Origin of the sequence: Caballeronia sp. S22, from assembly GCF_964261745.1 — a bacterium.
Lineage (GTDB): Bacteria > Pseudomonadota > Gammaproteobacteria > Burkholderiales > Burkholderiaceae > Caballeronia > Caballeronia jiangsuensis.
The window spans coordinates 477,359-492,567 of sequence record NZ_OZ180036.1 but is presented as its reverse complement, the minus strand read 5'-3'; the positions used below and the strand labels follow the sequence as shown (position 1 = coordinate 492,567).

Below are 15,209 nucleotides of genomic sequence, written 5' to 3'. Positions count from 1 at the left end.
CAGACATGGCCACGAAACAGCCTGGCGTCGAACCGGACCAGACTCCGGAATCGCTGGACGAATGCCGCCGCTGCGCACTCTGGGAACATGCGACGCAGGCGGTGCCCGGCAAAGGTCCGCGTCACGCGCCGATGATGATCGTCGGCGAGCAGCCCGGCGATCAGGAGGATTTGCAGGGCAAGCCGTTCGTCGGGCCAGCGGGCGCGATGCTCGATCGCGCGCTCGAAGAGGCCGGCGTCGCACGCAAGGAGGTGTACGTGACGAATGCCGTGAAGCACTTCAAATGGGAACCACGCGGCAAGCGACGTCTGCACAAGACGCCCGCGCAACGCGAGATCGACGCGTGTCACTACTGGCTCGATCGCGAGACGGGCGATATCGCACCGAAGGTGATCGTCGCGCTCGGCTCGACCGCGCTCAAGTCCGTGCTGCGCGATTCGAAAGCGACATTGCAGGCGTCGATGGGGCATGCAATCGAACACGAAGGCCATGCGATCGTCGCGACTTATCATCCGTCGTTCGCGTTGCGGGCGCCCGATCCCGGCACGCGCGAACGCGCCTACAAGGCAATCGTCGATGCGTTGCGCGAGGCGCATCGGCTTGTTACGCATCATCGTAAAGCGCGTTGAGGTGAGGCTATGGCAACGACTACATCGAAGAAGAAAACTGGCGGCGGCAAGCGGCCCAGCACACGGCAAAGACATTCGCTTGCGAGCGCTCGAAAGAAGCCGGAGCGCGCCTCGCATCGCTGGTCGCATCACGTGATGGAAACGAGCGACGCGATGGATATCCAGCGCGATATCTTCAAGACGGGCAATGCGCAGGAAATCGCCGACTCGCTCAAGCGCTCATCGACACGCAGCACGCGGCGCAAAGGCTCGCCGTTTCAATCGGCGATGTCGATGCTCAATTTCTATATCAATCGCGCGGGACGCAATCTGCCGAAGTCGCGCAAGAGCACACTCGAACGCGCGAAGAAACGCTTGCGCGAAGCATTCGGACGCAAGCCTTGAATACGAGCGCGCGCGGCCTCGTCAAAACGAAGCCGCGCGCGTTGCTTCCTGCCACTTCTAACAACCATCAGGGTTGACGCTGGCCGCCCTTATGCTGCGGCAACGGCTGGTTCTGTTGCCGCTGACCGGACTGATGGTCTTGTTGCGGCTGCCCCGGTGACCTTTCCTGCTGGCCGTGTTGCCGCTGCGACGGATTCGATTGATTCGGCGTCGACGGCTGGTTGCCCATCTGCTTTTGATTTCCGCTCATGAAACCCTCCTGGCTATGTCATCGCGCCTTGAAACGCTCGATGACGTTGCAGTGGTGAAAGCCACGGCTCGCGCCGCATTATGGTCCGAGCATCATGCGTACCAGACGACACAGCCGCCTGTGCACGCGCGTGCCACGACGCCATGAACGCCGCGCGCCTGCAAAAACTGCCAGTTCAATGGAAACCCTTGCAAGGAACGTCGCTTGCTCCCTTCTTCCAGGAAAACAACCCAAGGAGACGGCGATGGCCCAGGAACCCCCTCTCAATCCCGGCGATGAAGCCGAGCCCGGCGCGCCAGGCACAGGCGAAGACATTTGTCCGGACTGCAACGGCTCGGGCAAGCTCGATGGCGCCGACTGCAAGACTTGCGGCGGCACCGGCAAGGTCACGCAAGGCATCGGCGGCGGCTGACCCATCAGGAGCGCAAGTTTGAAAACGCAAATAAAGCAACTCACGCGAGCAATGGCGCTTGCCTTGCTGCTCGCGAGCGTCGCGGCCATCGCCGATGACTACGCGCAGGGCTTCGGTCCGAATCCCACGCTGCCCGCGCCGCGCAAGTCGCTGATGCCCACTGTCAACATCGCCCCCGCCAGACCTTGGGCGCAAGGACAAAAGCCCATCGCGCCCGCAGGCTTCGACGTGACCGCTTTCGGCGCGGGGCTTACTCATCCGCGCTGGATCGCGACGCTGCCCAACGGCGATGTGCTCGTCGCCGAAAGCAACGCACCCGCGCAGCACGATGAAAACGCCGGCATCAAGGGCTTCGTGATGAAGAAGGTCCAGAAACGCGCGGGCGCCGCGGTGGAGAGCCCGGACCGCATCATGCTTCTGCGCGATGCCGATGGCGATGGCGTCGCCGAGACGCGCACCGTGTTCATCGACAAGCTGCATTCTCCGTTCGGCATGGCGCTCGTCGGCGATGACCTCTACGTCGCGGATACCGACGCGATCCTGCGCTTCAAGTACGAAAACGGCGCGACGCAGATCGCGACGCCCGGCGAAAAGTTCATCGACCTGCCCGCCGGCGATATCAATCATCACTGGACCAAGAACATCATCGCGAGCCGCGACGGCAAGAAGCTCTATGTGACGGTCGGTTCCAACAGCAATGCCGCGGAGAACGGTATCGACGCCGAGAATGGCCGCGCAGCGATCATGGAAGTCGATATCGAATCGAAACAATCGCGTCTGTTCGCAACGGGCTTGCGCAATCCGAACGGGATGTCGTGGCAACCGCAAAGCGGCGCGCTCTGGACCGTGGTGAACGAGCGCGACGAACTCGGCGACGACCTCGTGCCGGACTATCTGACCTCGGTAAAGGATGGCGCGTTCTATGGATGGCCGTACAGCTATTACGGCCAGCATGTCGATGACCGCGTGAAGCCGCAGCGCGCGGATCTCGTTCAATCGGCGATCGCGCCCGACTATGCGCTGGGCGCGCACACCGCATCGCTCGGACTCACGTTTTACGACGGCAAGGCGTTCCCGGAGCATTACCGCAACGGTGCCTTCATCGGTCAGCATGGCTCGTGGAATCGCAAGCCGAGGAGCGGCTATAAGGTCGTCTTCGTGCCGTTCGAGGACGGCAAGCCTGCGGGTCCGCCCGAAGATATCCTGACGGGCTTTCTGTCGTCGGATGGCCACGCGCTCGGGCGGCCCGTCGGCGTCGCGGTGGACAGCAAAGGCGCGTTGCTCGTCGCCGATGACGTCGGCAACACGGTGTGGCGGGTCGCGCCCGCCGCGAAGTAAATGGCCGCGAAGAAGCCGAATCGCGCCGCAAAGAGCCTGTTCGCGCTCGCGGAAAGGCAGATCGTCGGCCTGTACGATGCGGGCGTGATGTCGCCCGCCGTATTGCATCACGTCGTCGCGGCGTATGCGGATAGCGGCATCGACTGGAATGAGGACAGCGCGTTGAAGACCGTGGATGGACATACGGTGCATGAGGCCGTCGTGCTCGTCATGATGCCGGGACGTGCGCTCAAGAACGCACGGAAAGACTTCATGTCGGTGGTCGCGCATCTCGCGGGCGGCGAATCGCCCGCGGACGACGAAGCAACGCAAGCCGAGGACGACGAAGACCTGCTCAGTCAACTTGGCGGGAATACGAGCTCGAAGACGCCCAGGAAGAGCACGCAGGCAGCGCAGCCGAAGCGCGCGGCGTTCAATCCGCTCGTCGGCGCGCGTGCCGTGCAGGGACGCGACAAGCGCTGATCGCGATCAACGCCGCACGCCCGGCGCGATCAGATCGAGCAGATCGTCCATATTGAAAGGCTTCGCGAGGATCGGCACGCCGAGGTGCTTCGCGCGCTCCAGTTCATCGGCATAGCCTGTCATCAGCACGAGTTTTTGCGAGGGACGGCGCTTGACGATCTCCTCGGCCAGATCGATGCCGTTCATGCGGCCGGGCATCTGCACATCGGACAGCACCAGATCGAATGCATGGCCTTCGCTCAATAGCGCGAACGCGGCATCGGCGCTCTCCTCGTGATGCACCGTGCAGCCGAACATTTCGAGCACCGCTGTCACGCCCGCCGCGACATCCGCGTTGTCCTCCACCAGCAGCACCGACTTGCCGCGCAGCGGCTCATCCTGGTCGTCCGTCGCGGGCACGAGCGACAGCGTCGCGAGATCGGACGGCATACCGGCTTTCGATGCCTCGGGCACCGGACCATCATGACGCGGCAGATAGAGCCGGACGGTGGTGCCCGCGCCCGTCACGCTCGCGATGCGCGCGGCGCCGCCCGCCTGCTCGCACGCCGCGAGCACTTGCGTCAGACCGAGACCGGTGCCCGCGCCGCGCTGCTTCATCGTGAAAAGCGGTTCGAATGCGCGCCGCTGAACCTGCTCGGTCATGCCTTCGCCGTTGTCGGTGATCGAAACGAGCACGTAATCGCCATCGGGAATATTCGTTTCCGCGCCGCGCATCGGCGCATTCTGGCAACGGATCAGCATGCGCCCGCCATCCGGCATCGCATCGTTCGCATTCACTGCGATATTCACGAGCGCGAGTTCCAGCTCGACCGGATCGGCCATCACCTTCCACAGACCGGGCGACAGCTCCAGCGTTACCGTGACGGACGGATCCATCGACTTCTTCACGAGATCGAGGACGCTTCTCAACCAGTTGGCCGGATCGATCAACTCCTGTTTGAGCGGCTGTTTGCGCGCGACGCTCATGAGCCGGCGCGCGAGCGACTTGGCGCCGGCGGTGGCGCGCTCCACCGCGAGCACTTCGCTCTCGACGTCGTTGAAGCGCTTGCGCCGCGCGAGCTCCATGTTCGATCCGACCACCATCAGCAGATTGTTGAAGTCGTGCGCGACGTTGGCGACGAGATTGCCGAGCGCGCCCGTGCGCCGCAATTGCCGGCTCGACGCTTCGTTGGAAAGCCGCGTTGCGACTTCGGCCTGCCAGTGCTCCCATGCGGCCTGTTCGGCATCGAGCCGGCGAATCGAAAACGCGATCAGCAGCCACACCGCGATGCACGGCATCAGCGCGATCGCCACGACGAACGCGAGGTTGTCGCGCCAGCGCGTCTCGACGGCGGACGTCGCATAACCGGTCGATACATAGAGCGGCGCGTCGCCCACGCGCCTGAAGGCGAGCAGCCGCTCGACTTGATCGATGCCCGAACGCATGCGCGTGCTGCCGTACAGTTCGTTGTTGCGAAACTCGCTGGTAAAGGGCGTGTTCGTCGCAGGTTCCGTGCTGTCCGCGCTCTCCGGAAAGCGCGCAAGGATATTGCCGTCACGACGATACAGTTCGATGACGAGCGCGCGATCGCCCGCCGCGAGTTCGCGATAGAAGTCGGTGAAAAAGTCGCGCTTCAACGCGATCGACACGACGCCGAGAAACTGTCCGTTGCGACCGATGCGGCCTCTCGTCGTCGTGAACACATCGGAACGCGCCACCTTGCCGAGCAACGGCAGCGAGAAGTACGTGACGGGCGCGACCGCGCGCGCGGACTGAAAATCATCGCGCTCCGCAATCGACACGGCAGGCGCCGGATACCAGCGGCTATTCGCGAGCAGCGCGCCTTTTACGCCGAAAACTGAAATTGCGGCGATCTGCGCGAGCGTGCCGCTCATGTCGTCGAGCGTGCGATGCAGTCCTACCTCGCGACGTTTGATGGAGGCATCGTCGCTGTCGCCGAGCAGATCGACGATGCGCGTCTCCAGTTGCCGATTCAGGTCGATCACCTTCAGCGCGTGCTCGTCCGCGATGCGCGTGAGGCGCCCGGTCAGTTCCTGTGCTTCCGCAAAGCGGCGCTGATGATCGTGGTAACCGTAAATGCAAAGGCTCGCGAGCGGAATCACGACCGACGCGCAGAGCGCAAGCAGCAGCATCTTTCGCATCGACGCGAAATTGCGAGCGGGCAGCGGCAAATCGAATGTCGCGGTCTCGGTGGAGTCCAACGTTGCGTCTCCGAGAAATCGACCGGTACCCAATACATCGTACCCGGCGTGCGCCGGAAAGCGACATCAACTATGAAATTTGCCGTTCAGCAAAGCGCCTGCATGCGCCAGTCGTCATCGGGTGTGATCGGCAACGCGCGCTTGTGATGCGTCGCGTCATGGAAGCGGTAAATGGTCGCGTAGACCATATCGGAAACCGGCTTGCCTTCGAGGAAATCGTCGATGTCCTCGTAGCTTATGCCGTAGCTGTCTTCATCGGGCTTCATCGGCGTGAGGGTTTCGAGGTCGGCGGTCGGCACCTTTGCGTATATCTCGTTGCCCGCGCCGAGCGCTTCAGCGAGCGCGCGCACGCGGCGCTTGTTCAGGCCGTAGAGCGGCAGCACGTCCGCGCCGCCATCGCCGAACTTGGTGAAGAAGCCCATCAGCGATTCGGCCGCGTGGTCCGTGCCGATCACGACGCCCGCGTGCGCGGCGGCCACCGCGTATTGCGCGATCATCCGCTGGCGCGCCTTGATGTTGCCGAGCACGAAGTCCTCGTGCCGCTCGTCGCGATACAGCAGGCCCGATGACGCGAGCGATTCGCGCATCGCGTCGGCGGCAGGCTTCACGTTGACGGTGAGCGTTTCGTCGGGTTGGATGAATGCGAGCGCGCGTTGCGCATCGGCTTCGTCGCGCTGCTCGCCGTAGGGAAGACGCATCGCGATGAAGCGCGCATCGACATGACGCGCCCGCAGGCGCTCGACGGCGAGTTGTGCGAGACGACCCGCCGTCGACGAATCCACGCCGCCGCTGATGCCGAGCACATAGGTGCTGAGTTTCTGCGCTTCGAGATAGTCGGCCAGAAACGCGATGCGGCGTTCGCGTTCGGCGTCGAGATCGAAGACCGGCGCGACCTTCAGTTCCTCGATGATGCCGCGCTGGCGTGAGGCGTGATCGTTCGGCATCGTGTGCTCGCTTGGGCTGATGAACTCGTAACGCTACAGCAAAGCGCGAGTCTGTGGCGTCAGCCCGCCATTTCCCGGTCCGGCGTGGCCGAAATGCGATGGATCGCGAGATCGGCGCCGTTGAATTCCTCCTCGCGATCGAGCCGCAAGCCGACCGTCAACTTGATCGCGCCATAGACCGCCGCGCCGCCCGCGAGCGCGAGGGCCACCGCGCCGACCGTGCCGATGACCTGCGACCACATCGACACGCCGCCGATGCCGCCGAACACCCTCTGCCCGAAGATGCCCGCAGCGATGCCGCCCCACGCGCCGCACATGCCGTGCAGCGGCCACACGCCGAGCACGTCGTCGATACGCCAGCGGTTTTGCACACACGTGAACATCTGCACGAACAGCACGCCCGCGACCGCGCCGACGATCAGCGCGCCGAGCGGATGCATGAGGTCCGAGCCCGCGCACACCGCGACGAGACCCGCGAGCGGCCCGTTGTAGGTGAAGCCCGGATCGTTGCGTCCGGCGACCCACGCGGCGAGCGTGCCGCCGACCATCGCCATCAGCGAGTTCACCGCGACGAGGCCGCTGATCTTGTCGACCGTCTGCGCGCTCATCACGTTGAAGCCGAACCAGCCGACCGCCAGCACCCACGCGCCCAGCGCGAGAAACGGAATGCTCGACGGCGGATGCGCGGCGATACGTCCATCCTTGTGATAACGCCCGTGGCGCGGCCCGAGCAGCAGCACCGCCGGCAGCGCGACCCAGCCGCCGAACGCATGGACGACGACGGAGCCCGCGAAGTCGTGGAACGGCGCGCCGAATGCCTGCGTCAGCCAGCCCTGAATGCCGAAGCGCTCGTTCCACGCCACGCCTTCGAGCAACGGATAGATGAAGCCGACGATCACGCAGGTCGCGAACAGTTGCGGATTGAACTTCGAGCGCTCGGCGATGCCGCCCGACACGATCGCCGGAATCGCCGCCGCGAAGGTCAGCAGAAAGAAGAAGCGCACGAGCGCATAGCCGTTGTGCTCGGCGAGGATATCGGCGCTGTGCATGAACTGCACGCCATACGCGATGTTGTAGCCGATGAAGAAGTACGCGAGCGTCGATACCGCGAAGTCCACGAGAATCTTCACGAGCGCGTTCACCTGATTCTCGCGGCGCACCGTGCCGAGTTCGAGAAAGGCGAAGCCCGCATGCATCGCGAGCACCATCGCGGCGCCCAGCAGCAGGAAAAGAGTGTTGGTTCCGGATTGAAGTGCCTGCATGTGTCGAGCGGTCGGGTCTGAAGGAGGCGCTAATTTTGCAAGTTCCGGGCCAAGTTGGCGCAGAAAGCATCGAAACGGTGCGCGGGCGTGAATCGGCGCGGTAACGCATGGTGCAACGTGCGCCGCGAAGGTTCGTATCGTTTCGCTCGATGTTGGTGCAATGCCCCGTCGTGTCGCATGACATGCACCGGACGCGGGCCAAAAATTTCACTTTTGCAAGTATTCGACGCGGCGCACCGACGCGTCGCGCGGCGAGTATCCTGAAGTCTGCATCGCGCAAAAGGAGGCGTCGATGTCCGTCGAATATCTGGGCGAGCACGTGCGCATGGAACCGCACGCGCTCGATCCGCGTGTCGTCACGGTCGTGCTCGATCGCGCGCAACGGCGCAACGCGGTGGATCGCGAGATCGCTGATGCGCTGCGCGAAGCGTTCGAGCGCTTCGACGCCGACGACGCGTTGTCGGTCGCCGTGCTGTGGGGCGCGGGCGGCACGTTCTGCGCGGGCGCGGACCTCTCCGCGCTCGACGACGACACGCGCCGCAACGAGATCCATCCCGACGGCAGCGGCCCCGGCCCGATGGGACCGACGCGCCTCGCGCTGAACAAGCCCGTGATCGCGGCGATCGCGGGACATGCGGTCGCGGGCGGGCTCGAACTCGCGGCGTGGTGCGATATGCGCGTCGTCGAGGAACACGCGGTGCTCGGCGTGTTCTGCAGGCGCGTGGGCGTCCCGCTCATCGACGGCGGCACGATACGCCTGCCGCGGCTCATCGGCATGTCGCGCGCGCTGGATCTGATCCTCACCGGGCGCGCGGTCGATGCGCACGAGGCGCTCGCCATCGGCCTCGCGAATCGCATCGCGCCGCAAGGCGAAGCGCGCAGCGTGGCGGAAGCGCTCGCGTGCGAACTGGCCGCGCTGCCGCAAGCCGCGTTGCGCGCCGACCTGCGCTCGGTGCACGAGAACGCGTTCGACGCCGACATCGCCCGGGCATTGCAGCGTGAAGGCGCGAACGGATATCGCTCGATATTCGATGAAGGTCTCGACGGTGCGACGCGTTTTCTTTCGCGCGCGTCGAGCCCGAAAGGACAGGCGACATGAACTCAGTGTTCGAGAATCGCAGAGCGGCGGGCCGCGAGCTCGCGCAGCATCTCAGCGCTTATGCGGGCCGCAACGATGTCACCGTGCTCGCGCTGCCGCGCGGCGGCGTGCCCGTCGCGTATGAAGTGGCGTGCGCACTCGGCGCGCGGCTCGACGTGCTCGTCGTGCGCAAGCTGGGCGTGCCGGTTCAGCCCGAGCTCGCGATGGGCGCGATCGCATCCGGCGATGCGTTCTATCTCGACGAGCGCATCGTGCAGTACGCGGGCGTCGCGAAGGACGATCTCGAACGCGTGATCGCGAAGGAGCGCGCCGAACTCGCCCGCCGCGAGAAGCTGTATCGCGGCTCGCTGCCGCCGCTCGATGTCGAGGGCCGCGTCGCGATCGTCGTCGATGACGGCATGGCGACCGGCGCGACCATGAAGGCCGCGGCGATGTCGCTGCGTCACGCGCATCCGTCGAAGATCGTCGCGGCGCTGCCGGTCGCGCCGCTCGATTCCGAAGCGCGCGTGGAAGAAGTCGTCGACGAATTCGTCTGCGTGATGCGCCCGCGCCATTACTTCGGCGTCGGGCAGTTCTATATCGACTTCGATCAGACAAGCGACGACGAAGTGCGCGAACTGCTCGACGCGGCGCGCAAGGCCGCCTAGCGCATCCAGGGCGCGTCGTGCGCTTCGTGCGTCTTGCCGTATTTCTCGCGGGCGGCCTGCAACATCGTTTTCTCGATAACACCTTCGTCCACGAGCGATTTCAACGCGGCAATCACGATCGACACGCGATCCACTTCGAAGAACGCACGCAACGATTGACGCGTATCGCTGCGGCCGAAGCCATCGGTGCCGAGCGTGACGTAGCGGCTCGGCACATACGCGCGAATGAGTTCCGGCACCGCGCGCACGTAATCGGTCGCGGCGATCACGGGACCGCGCGAGCCTTCGAGCGCACGCGTGACGAACGGCACGTTCGCATCGTCGTCATGCAGGCGCGCGAGACGCTCGCATGACGCGCCATCGCGATGCAATTCCGTGAAGCTCGTCACGCTCCACACGGCGGCGCCGATGTTCCAGTCTTCCATGAGCATCGTGCGCGCGACGATGGCTTCGTTGAGAATCGCGCCGGAGCCGAGCAACTGCACCTGGGCGTCGGGCGCATCGCCGCCGATGCGATAGATGCCGCGCAGAATGCCTTCGCGCGTGTGCGCATCGAGCGAATTGCCGGGCGCGGACGGCTGCGCATAATTCTCGTTGGTCACCGTGACGTAGTAGAACACGTCGTTCTGGCGCTCCATCATGTCCTTCATGCCTTCATCGACGATCGCGGCGACTTCGTACGCGAACGCGGGATCGTAGGCGCGGCAGTTCGGAATCGTCGATGCGGCGAGATGGCTCGTGCCGTCCTGATGCTGCAAGCCTTCGCCGCCGAGCGTCGTGCGCCCCGCCGTCGCGCCGATGAGAAAGCCGCGCGAACGCTGGTCCGCCGCCGCGAAAATCAGATCGCCGATGCGCTGAAAGCCGAACATCGAGTAGTAGATGTAGAACGGCAGCATCGGCAGATCGTGCACGCTGTACGATGTCGCCGCCGCGATCCACGACGACACCGCGCCCGCCTCCGAGATGCCCTCTTCGAGAATCTGCCCGCGCGTGTCCTCGCGGTAATAGAGCATCGAGCCCATGTCCTCCGGCTCGTACAACTGGCCGAGCGGCGAATAGATGCCTATCTGCCTGAAGAGGTTCGCCATGCCGAACGTGCGCGCCTCGTCCGCGACCACGGGCACGACGCGCGGGCCGAGCGTCTTGTCCTTCAGCAGGCTGCCGAGCATGCGCACGAAGGCCATCGTCGTCGACATCTCCTTGCCGGATGCGTCGAGGGCGAATTGCCCCCACGAATCGAGCGCGGGCGGCGTGATGCCTTGCGACGCCTTCGCGCGACGGCGCGGCAGATAGCCGCCCAAAGCCGCACGACGCTCATGCAGATAGCGCATCTCGGGCGCGTTATCCGCGGGTTTGTAGAACCTGACCTGCTCGACGTCTTCATCGGAAAGCGGCAGGCGGAAGCGATCGCGGAACTGCTTGAGATCGTCGAGATCGAGCTTCTTCTGCTGATGCGTCGTCATGCGGCCCTGTCCGACCGTGCCCATGCCGAAGCCTTTCATCGTCTTGGCGAGAATCACGGTCGGCTGGCCCTTGTGCGAAAGCGCTTTCGCGTAGGCAGCATGCAGCTTGCGCACATCGTGGCCGCCACGGCGCAAGCGGTCGATATCTTCATCCGACATATGCGCGACGAGCGCCGCGAGTTCCGGATTCTGGCCGAAGAAGCGCTCACGGTTATAGCGGCCGTCGTTGGCCGAGAAGGTCTGGAATTGGCCATCGACGGTATGCGCGAAGGCGCGCAGCAACGCGTTCGTGCGATCGCGCGCGAACAGCGCATCCCAGTCCGATCCCCACAGCACCTTGATCACGTTCCAGCCCGCGCCGGTGAACTGCGCTTCGAGTTCATCGACGATGCGTCCGTTGCTGCGCACGGGACCGTCGAGCCGCTGCAGATTGCAATTGATGACGAACACGAGGTTATCGAGCTGTTCGCGCGCCGCGAGCGACAACGCGCCGATCGATTCGGGCTCGTCCATTTCGCCGTCGCCGAAGAAGCCCCACACCTTGCGCCCTTCCGTGCGCTGCAGATTGCGGTTCTGCAAATAGCGCATGAAGCGCGCTTGATAAATCGAGTTGATCGGACCGATGCCCATCGAGCCCGTCGGGAATTGCCAGAAGTCGGGCATGAGCCACGGATGCGGATACGAGCACAAACCCGGTCCGGCGATCTCGCGCCGATAGTGCTTCAGATGTTCTTCGCCGAGAAAGCCTTCGAGATACGCGCGCGCATACACGCCCGGCGACGAATGCGGCTGGAAGTAGACGAGGTCGCCGCCATTGTTTGCATCGGCGGCTTTGAAGAAGTGATTGAAGCCGACTTCGAACAGATCCGCCGCCGACGCATAGCTCGCGATATGGCCGCCCAGTTCGCCGTACGCGCGGTTCGCACGCACGACCATCGCGAGCGCGTTCCAGCGCAGCACGGCGGCGAGCCTTTCCTCGATGTCGAGATTGCCGGGATAAGGCGGCTGCTGCGACACGGGAATCGTGTTCGCGTAGGGTGTCGCTCGCGCCCGCGCCGATTCGACGCCCACCGACAACGCGTGCTCCGCGAGCCTGTCGAAGATATATTGCGCGCGGTCCCGTCCGACATGCGCGACGACGGCATCGAGCGCCTCCAGCCATTCGGCGGTTTCGCCGGGATCGGTGTCCTCGCGTCCCTTGGCGATGGAAAGAAGCTGGTTGGTTCCGCTCGATAAGTCGGTCATGGCGCGACTCCGCTGTGGCTGAAGGATGATCCAAGCATATCCATTGATGCGCAGAATGTGCGTCTCATTTGGCTGGCGCCGCGGTTTGCGGTAGTGTGTTTATTCTTCGAAAACGCCAGAAACCGGAATGTTTCGACTATGACGGCAAATACCAAGAAGCGCCTCGACCGCACCGACATCGGCATATTGAATCAGCTTCAGCAAAACGCGCGCATCACAAATTCGGAGCTTGCGCGCGCGGTGAACCTCTCGCCGACGCCCTGCTTCAATCGTGTGCGCGCACTGGAAAAAGCGGGGCTCTTCAAGCAGCACGTCACGCTGCTCAACCCTGAGGCGCTGGGCCTTTCCATCAACGTCTTTATCCAGGTCAGTCTGGAAAAGCAGATCAAGGACGCGCTCGCGCGCTTCGAGCAGGCGATCAGCGAGCGTCCCGAAGTGATGGAGTGTTATCTGATGACAGGCGATGCGGATTACCTGTTGCGCGTCGTACTGCCCGATGTCGCCGCGCTGGAGCGCTTCATCCTGGAGCGGCTCACGAAAATGCCGGGCGTCTCCAACATTCGTTCGAGCTTCGCGCTCAAACAGGTGCGCTACAAGACCGCGCTGCCTTTGCCCGCATCCGGACTAACCCTGCCCGATCAGAACGCAGACGAAGCAGAATGGACATGACGCTCGCGCGACCCGCGGGCAATGCTTCCGGTCGAACTTAACTGCTCCTGTAATTCTTGCGATGACGCGGTGCGTCGCCTATAACTCGTGTGGCCCATGCGGCATGTTTTCCCGGCTTGACGTGTTCCTCTGACAAAGCTTCACGCACGCGAGAACGACATGAACCTCGATACCGTACGTGTTTTCATCATGACGCGCGGCGTCGATTTCGCGATCATGGTCGCCGGCGCGATTGCGCTCTGGATCATCGGCCGCTGGCTCATCAACCTCGTCACGGGCACGATGCGCAAGCTGCTCTCGCGTAACGGCCGTGTGGATCCGACACTCGCGCATTATCTCGGCTCGATCGTCGGCGTCATTCTCAATCTGCTGCTCGTCCTCGCGATTCTGCAGATCTTTGGCGTTCAGACCACGTCTTTCGCGGCGCTGCTCGCGGGTCTCGGTCTCGCCATCGGCACCGCGTGGGGCGGGCTGCTCGCGCACTTCGCCGCGGGCATATTCATGCAGGTGCTGCGGCCGTTCAAAGTGGGCGATTTCGTGACCGCGGGCGGCGTGACCGGCACCGTCACCGAACTCGGCCTCTTCGGCACGACGATCACGACGCCGGACAACGTCGCCGCGATCATCGGAAACAACAAGATCTTTTCCGACATCATCTGGAATTTCAGCTTGCTGCCGCATCGGCGTGTCGAACTGACGGCGAAGATCGCCAATGGCGTCGATCCGCTCGATGCCATCGCGCGGCTGAAGGAAGCCGTCGCGAAGATCCCGAATGTCGCGACCACGCCGCCGCCGGATGTGGAAGTGCTGTCCTTCACGCCCGAAGGCCCGCTGTTGTGCGTGCGGCCCTATACCAATACCAACGACTACTGGCAGGTCTATTTCGATACCAATCGCGCGATCATCGAGACATTCAAGCAAGCCGGCTATCCGACGCCGGAAACGCCGCTCGTGCGCCGCGTCCTGAACTGATTTTCATGCGCCATTGCTGAACTAGAATGGGTGGAACCGGCGCCGCTCGCGCCGGATCACCGCGCGCGCGCGGAGGATGCCATGCCGACTTATCAGTACCGTTGTCAGGATTGCGGCGAGAACTTCGAGCACGCGGAGCATATGGCCGAGCATGCAACGGTGCAGCTCAAATGTCCGAAGTGCGGCAGCGAGAAAATCGCGCACGCGCCCGCGCCGTTCGTCGCGAAGACCACGAAGAAAAGCTGATCTTTACCTTTACGCCGCGCGGAACCGCACCTCGTGTGACGGCAGGCCGCCCAGACGCTGCGCGACGTGATCGATGAACGCGCGCAGACGCGGCGCTTCGTGACGGCTCGGCGGCCACAGAATCTGGAACACGCCTTCGGTGCGCATATGCGCGCCGAGCACCGCGCGCAACAGACCGCCTTCCAGCGCGCTCTTCGCGACGAAATCCGGCACGCACGCGAGGCCCAGGCCGGAGATGCAGGCGGCAAGCACCGCTTCCATGTCGTTGAACGTGAGCGTCGCGTGCGGATCGATGGCGAAGGTGTGATCGTCGCGTGCGAAGCGCCAGGGTTCGGGCCGGCCGCTCGCCGGAGAGCGGAAGCGGATGCACGCGTGGCCTTCGAGATCGGTGGGCGTCATCGGCTCGCCGTGTCCCGCGAAATAGGCGGGTGAGCCGACCACCACCGGCCCGTACTGCGCGAGCGGCCGCGCAAGCAATTGCGAATCGGCGAGGCGGCCCGTGCGGATCACGGCGTCATAACCTTCCTGCGTGATATCGACCACGCGGTCGCTGAAATCGATGTCCAGTTCGATATCCGGAAAACGCCGCCTGAATTCCGGCACGAGCGGCATCAAAAGCCGGCTGCCGAGCGACGGCGCGGCGATCCGTAACCGTCCGCGCGGCGAAGAGGTCGAATGGAACAGCTCGCTCTCCGCTTCTTCGAGATCGGCGAGCATGCGCTTGCAGCGCGCGAAGAAGCGCGCGCCTTCGTGCGTGAGACCGATCCTGCGCGTCGTGCGATTGAGCAGTTGCACGCCGAGCTTCGCTTCGAGGCGCATCACGCTCTTGCCCACCGCCGACGCCGACAGCCCGAGCGCGCGCCCCGCCGCCACGAAACTGCCCGACTCCGCCGCGCGCACGAACGCGACCATGCCGGAGAGACTTTCTGTCGAGGGAGACGCCCCGGGGGAATTCCCGGCAAGAGACCCGTGCGGAGCCTGCGAT

The 15,209-nt window shown here is 64.1% G+C and carries 16 protein-coding genes; 10 read left to right on the top strand and 6 right to left on the bottom strand.

Annotation, left to right across the window (positions count from 1 at the left end):
- Positions 1–5 precede the first annotated feature (5 nt).
- Complete coding sequence (locus tag ACEN42_RS17365; RefSeq protein ID WP_371881961.1) at positions 6–629, top strand: UdgX family uracil-DNA binding protein; 624 nt, start codon at positions 6–8, stop codon at positions 627–629.
- A 9-nt stretch (positions 630–638) separates the two neighbouring features.
- The gene (locus ACEN42_RS17360) at positions 639–1,013 is read left to right on the top strand and encodes a DUF3175 domain-containing protein (RefSeq protein ID WP_187607906.1); all 375 of its coding nucleotides are present in this window, start codon (positions 639–641) and stop codon (positions 1,011–1,013) included.
- A 67-nt stretch (positions 1,014–1,080) separates the two neighbouring features.
- Here ACEN42_RS17360 and ACEN42_RS17355 read toward each other — a convergent pair whose 3' ends face one another.
- Complete coding sequence (locus ACEN42_RS17355) at positions 1,081–1,263, bottom strand: hypothetical protein (protein WP_238213377.1); 183 nt, start codon at positions 1,261–1,263, stop codon at positions 1,081–1,083.
- A gap of 244 nt (positions 1,264–1,507) precedes the next feature.
- On the opposite strand from ACEN42_RS17355, the gene ACEN42_RS17350 reads away from it, so the two are divergent.
- The 3 genes from ACEN42_RS17350 to ACEN42_RS17340 are packed head-to-tail and all read left to right on the top strand — an operon-like array spanning position 1,508 to position 3,475.
- A complete protein-coding gene (locus tag ACEN42_RS17350; protein WP_238213376.1) occupies positions 1,508–1,675 on the top strand; it encodes a hypothetical protein in 168 nt (55 codons plus the stop codon).
- Positions 1,676–1,726: 51 nt separating this feature from the next.
- On the top strand, positions 1,727–3,013 hold the full coding sequence (locus tag ACEN42_RS17345) for a sorbosone dehydrogenase family protein (protein WP_371882241.1): 1,287 nt from the start codon (positions 1,727–1,729) through the stop codon (positions 3,011–3,013).
- On the top strand, positions 3,014–3,475 hold the full coding sequence (locus tag ACEN42_RS17340) for a hypothetical protein (RefSeq protein WP_371881960.1): 462 nt from the start codon (positions 3,014–3,016) through the stop codon (positions 3,473–3,475). It begins immediately after the preceding gene.
- Positions 3,476–3,481: 6 nt separating this feature from the next.
- Here the strand turns inward: ACEN42_RS17340 and ACEN42_RS17335 are convergent, their stop codons facing one another.
- The 3 genes from ACEN42_RS17335 to ACEN42_RS17325 all read right to left on the bottom strand — a co-directional run bounded on the left by ACEN42_RS17335 (position 3,482) and on the right by ACEN42_RS17325 (position 7,883).
- Positions 3,482–5,677, bottom strand: a complete 2,196-nt coding sequence (locus tag ACEN42_RS17335; protein WP_238295218.1) for a hybrid sensor histidine kinase/response regulator — start codon at positions 5,675–5,677, stop codon at positions 3,482–3,484.
- Between the two features lie 86 nt (positions 5,678–5,763).
- Positions 5,764–6,621, bottom strand: a complete 858-nt coding sequence (gene nadE / locus ACEN42_RS17330) for an ammonia-dependent NAD(+) synthetase (protein ID WP_371881959.1) — start codon at positions 6,619–6,621, stop codon at positions 5,764–5,766.
- Between the two features lie 59 nt (positions 6,622–6,680).
- Complete coding sequence (locus ACEN42_RS17325) at positions 6,681–7,883, bottom strand: ammonium transporter (RefSeq protein WP_371881958.1); 1,203 nt, start codon at positions 7,881–7,883, stop codon at positions 6,681–6,683.
- 292 nt (positions 7,884–8,175) lie between these two features.
- Here ACEN42_RS17325 and ACEN42_RS17320 point away from each other — a divergent pair, with 292 nt between their 5' ends.
- Positions 8,176–8,982 carry a crotonase/enoyl-CoA hydratase family protein gene (locus ACEN42_RS17320; protein WP_371881957.1) on the top strand — a complete coding sequence of 269 codons (807 nt, stop codon included), beginning with the start codon at positions 8,176–8,178 and terminating at the stop codon, positions 8,980–8,982.
- Positions 8,979–9,629, top strand: coding sequence for a phosphoribosyltransferase (locus tag ACEN42_RS17315; protein ID WP_238213368.1), 651 nt, complete (start codon positions 8,979–8,981; stop codon positions 9,627–9,629). The genes ACEN42_RS17320 and ACEN42_RS17315 overlap by 4 nt, the downstream gene beginning before the upstream one ends.
- Here the strand turns inward: ACEN42_RS17315 and mdeB are convergent.
- Entirely contained in the window at positions 9,626–12,337 is a 2,712-nt protein-coding gene (gene mdeB, locus ACEN42_RS17310; RefSeq protein WP_371881956.1) for an alpha-ketoglutarate dehydrogenase, read from the bottom strand. The genes ACEN42_RS17315 and mdeB overlap by 4 nt on opposite strands.
- A 138-nt stretch (positions 12,338–12,475) precedes the next feature.
- Between mdeB and ACEN42_RS17305 the strand changes: the two genes are divergently transcribed.
- The 3 genes from ACEN42_RS17305 (at position 12,476) to ACEN42_RS17295 (ending at position 14,224) form a co-directional block, all read left to right on the top strand.
- Positions 12,476–13,006, top strand: a complete 531-nt coding sequence (locus ACEN42_RS17305) for an Lrp/AsnC family transcriptional regulator (RefSeq protein WP_371881955.1) — start codon at positions 12,476–12,478, stop codon at positions 13,004–13,006.
- Positions 13,007–13,165: 159 nt separating this feature from the next.
- Positions 13,166–13,978, top strand: a complete 813-nt coding sequence (locus tag ACEN42_RS17300) for a mechanosensitive ion channel family protein (protein WP_187607915.1) — start codon at positions 13,166–13,168, stop codon at positions 13,976–13,978.
- 81 nt (positions 13,979–14,059) lie between these two features.
- The gene (locus ACEN42_RS17295; RefSeq protein WP_187607916.1) at positions 14,060–14,224 is read left to right on the top strand and encodes an FmdB family zinc ribbon protein; all 165 of its coding nucleotides are present in this window, start codon (positions 14,060–14,062) and stop codon (positions 14,222–14,224) included.
- Between the two features lie 9 nt (positions 14,225–14,233).
- Here the strand turns inward: ACEN42_RS17295 and ACEN42_RS17290 are convergent, their stop codons facing one another.
- Positions 14,234–15,136, bottom strand: a complete 903-nt coding sequence (locus tag ACEN42_RS17290) for a LysR family transcriptional regulator (RefSeq protein WP_238295213.1) — start codon at positions 15,134–15,136, stop codon at positions 14,234–14,236.
- Positions 15,137–15,209: the final 73 nt, after the last annotated feature.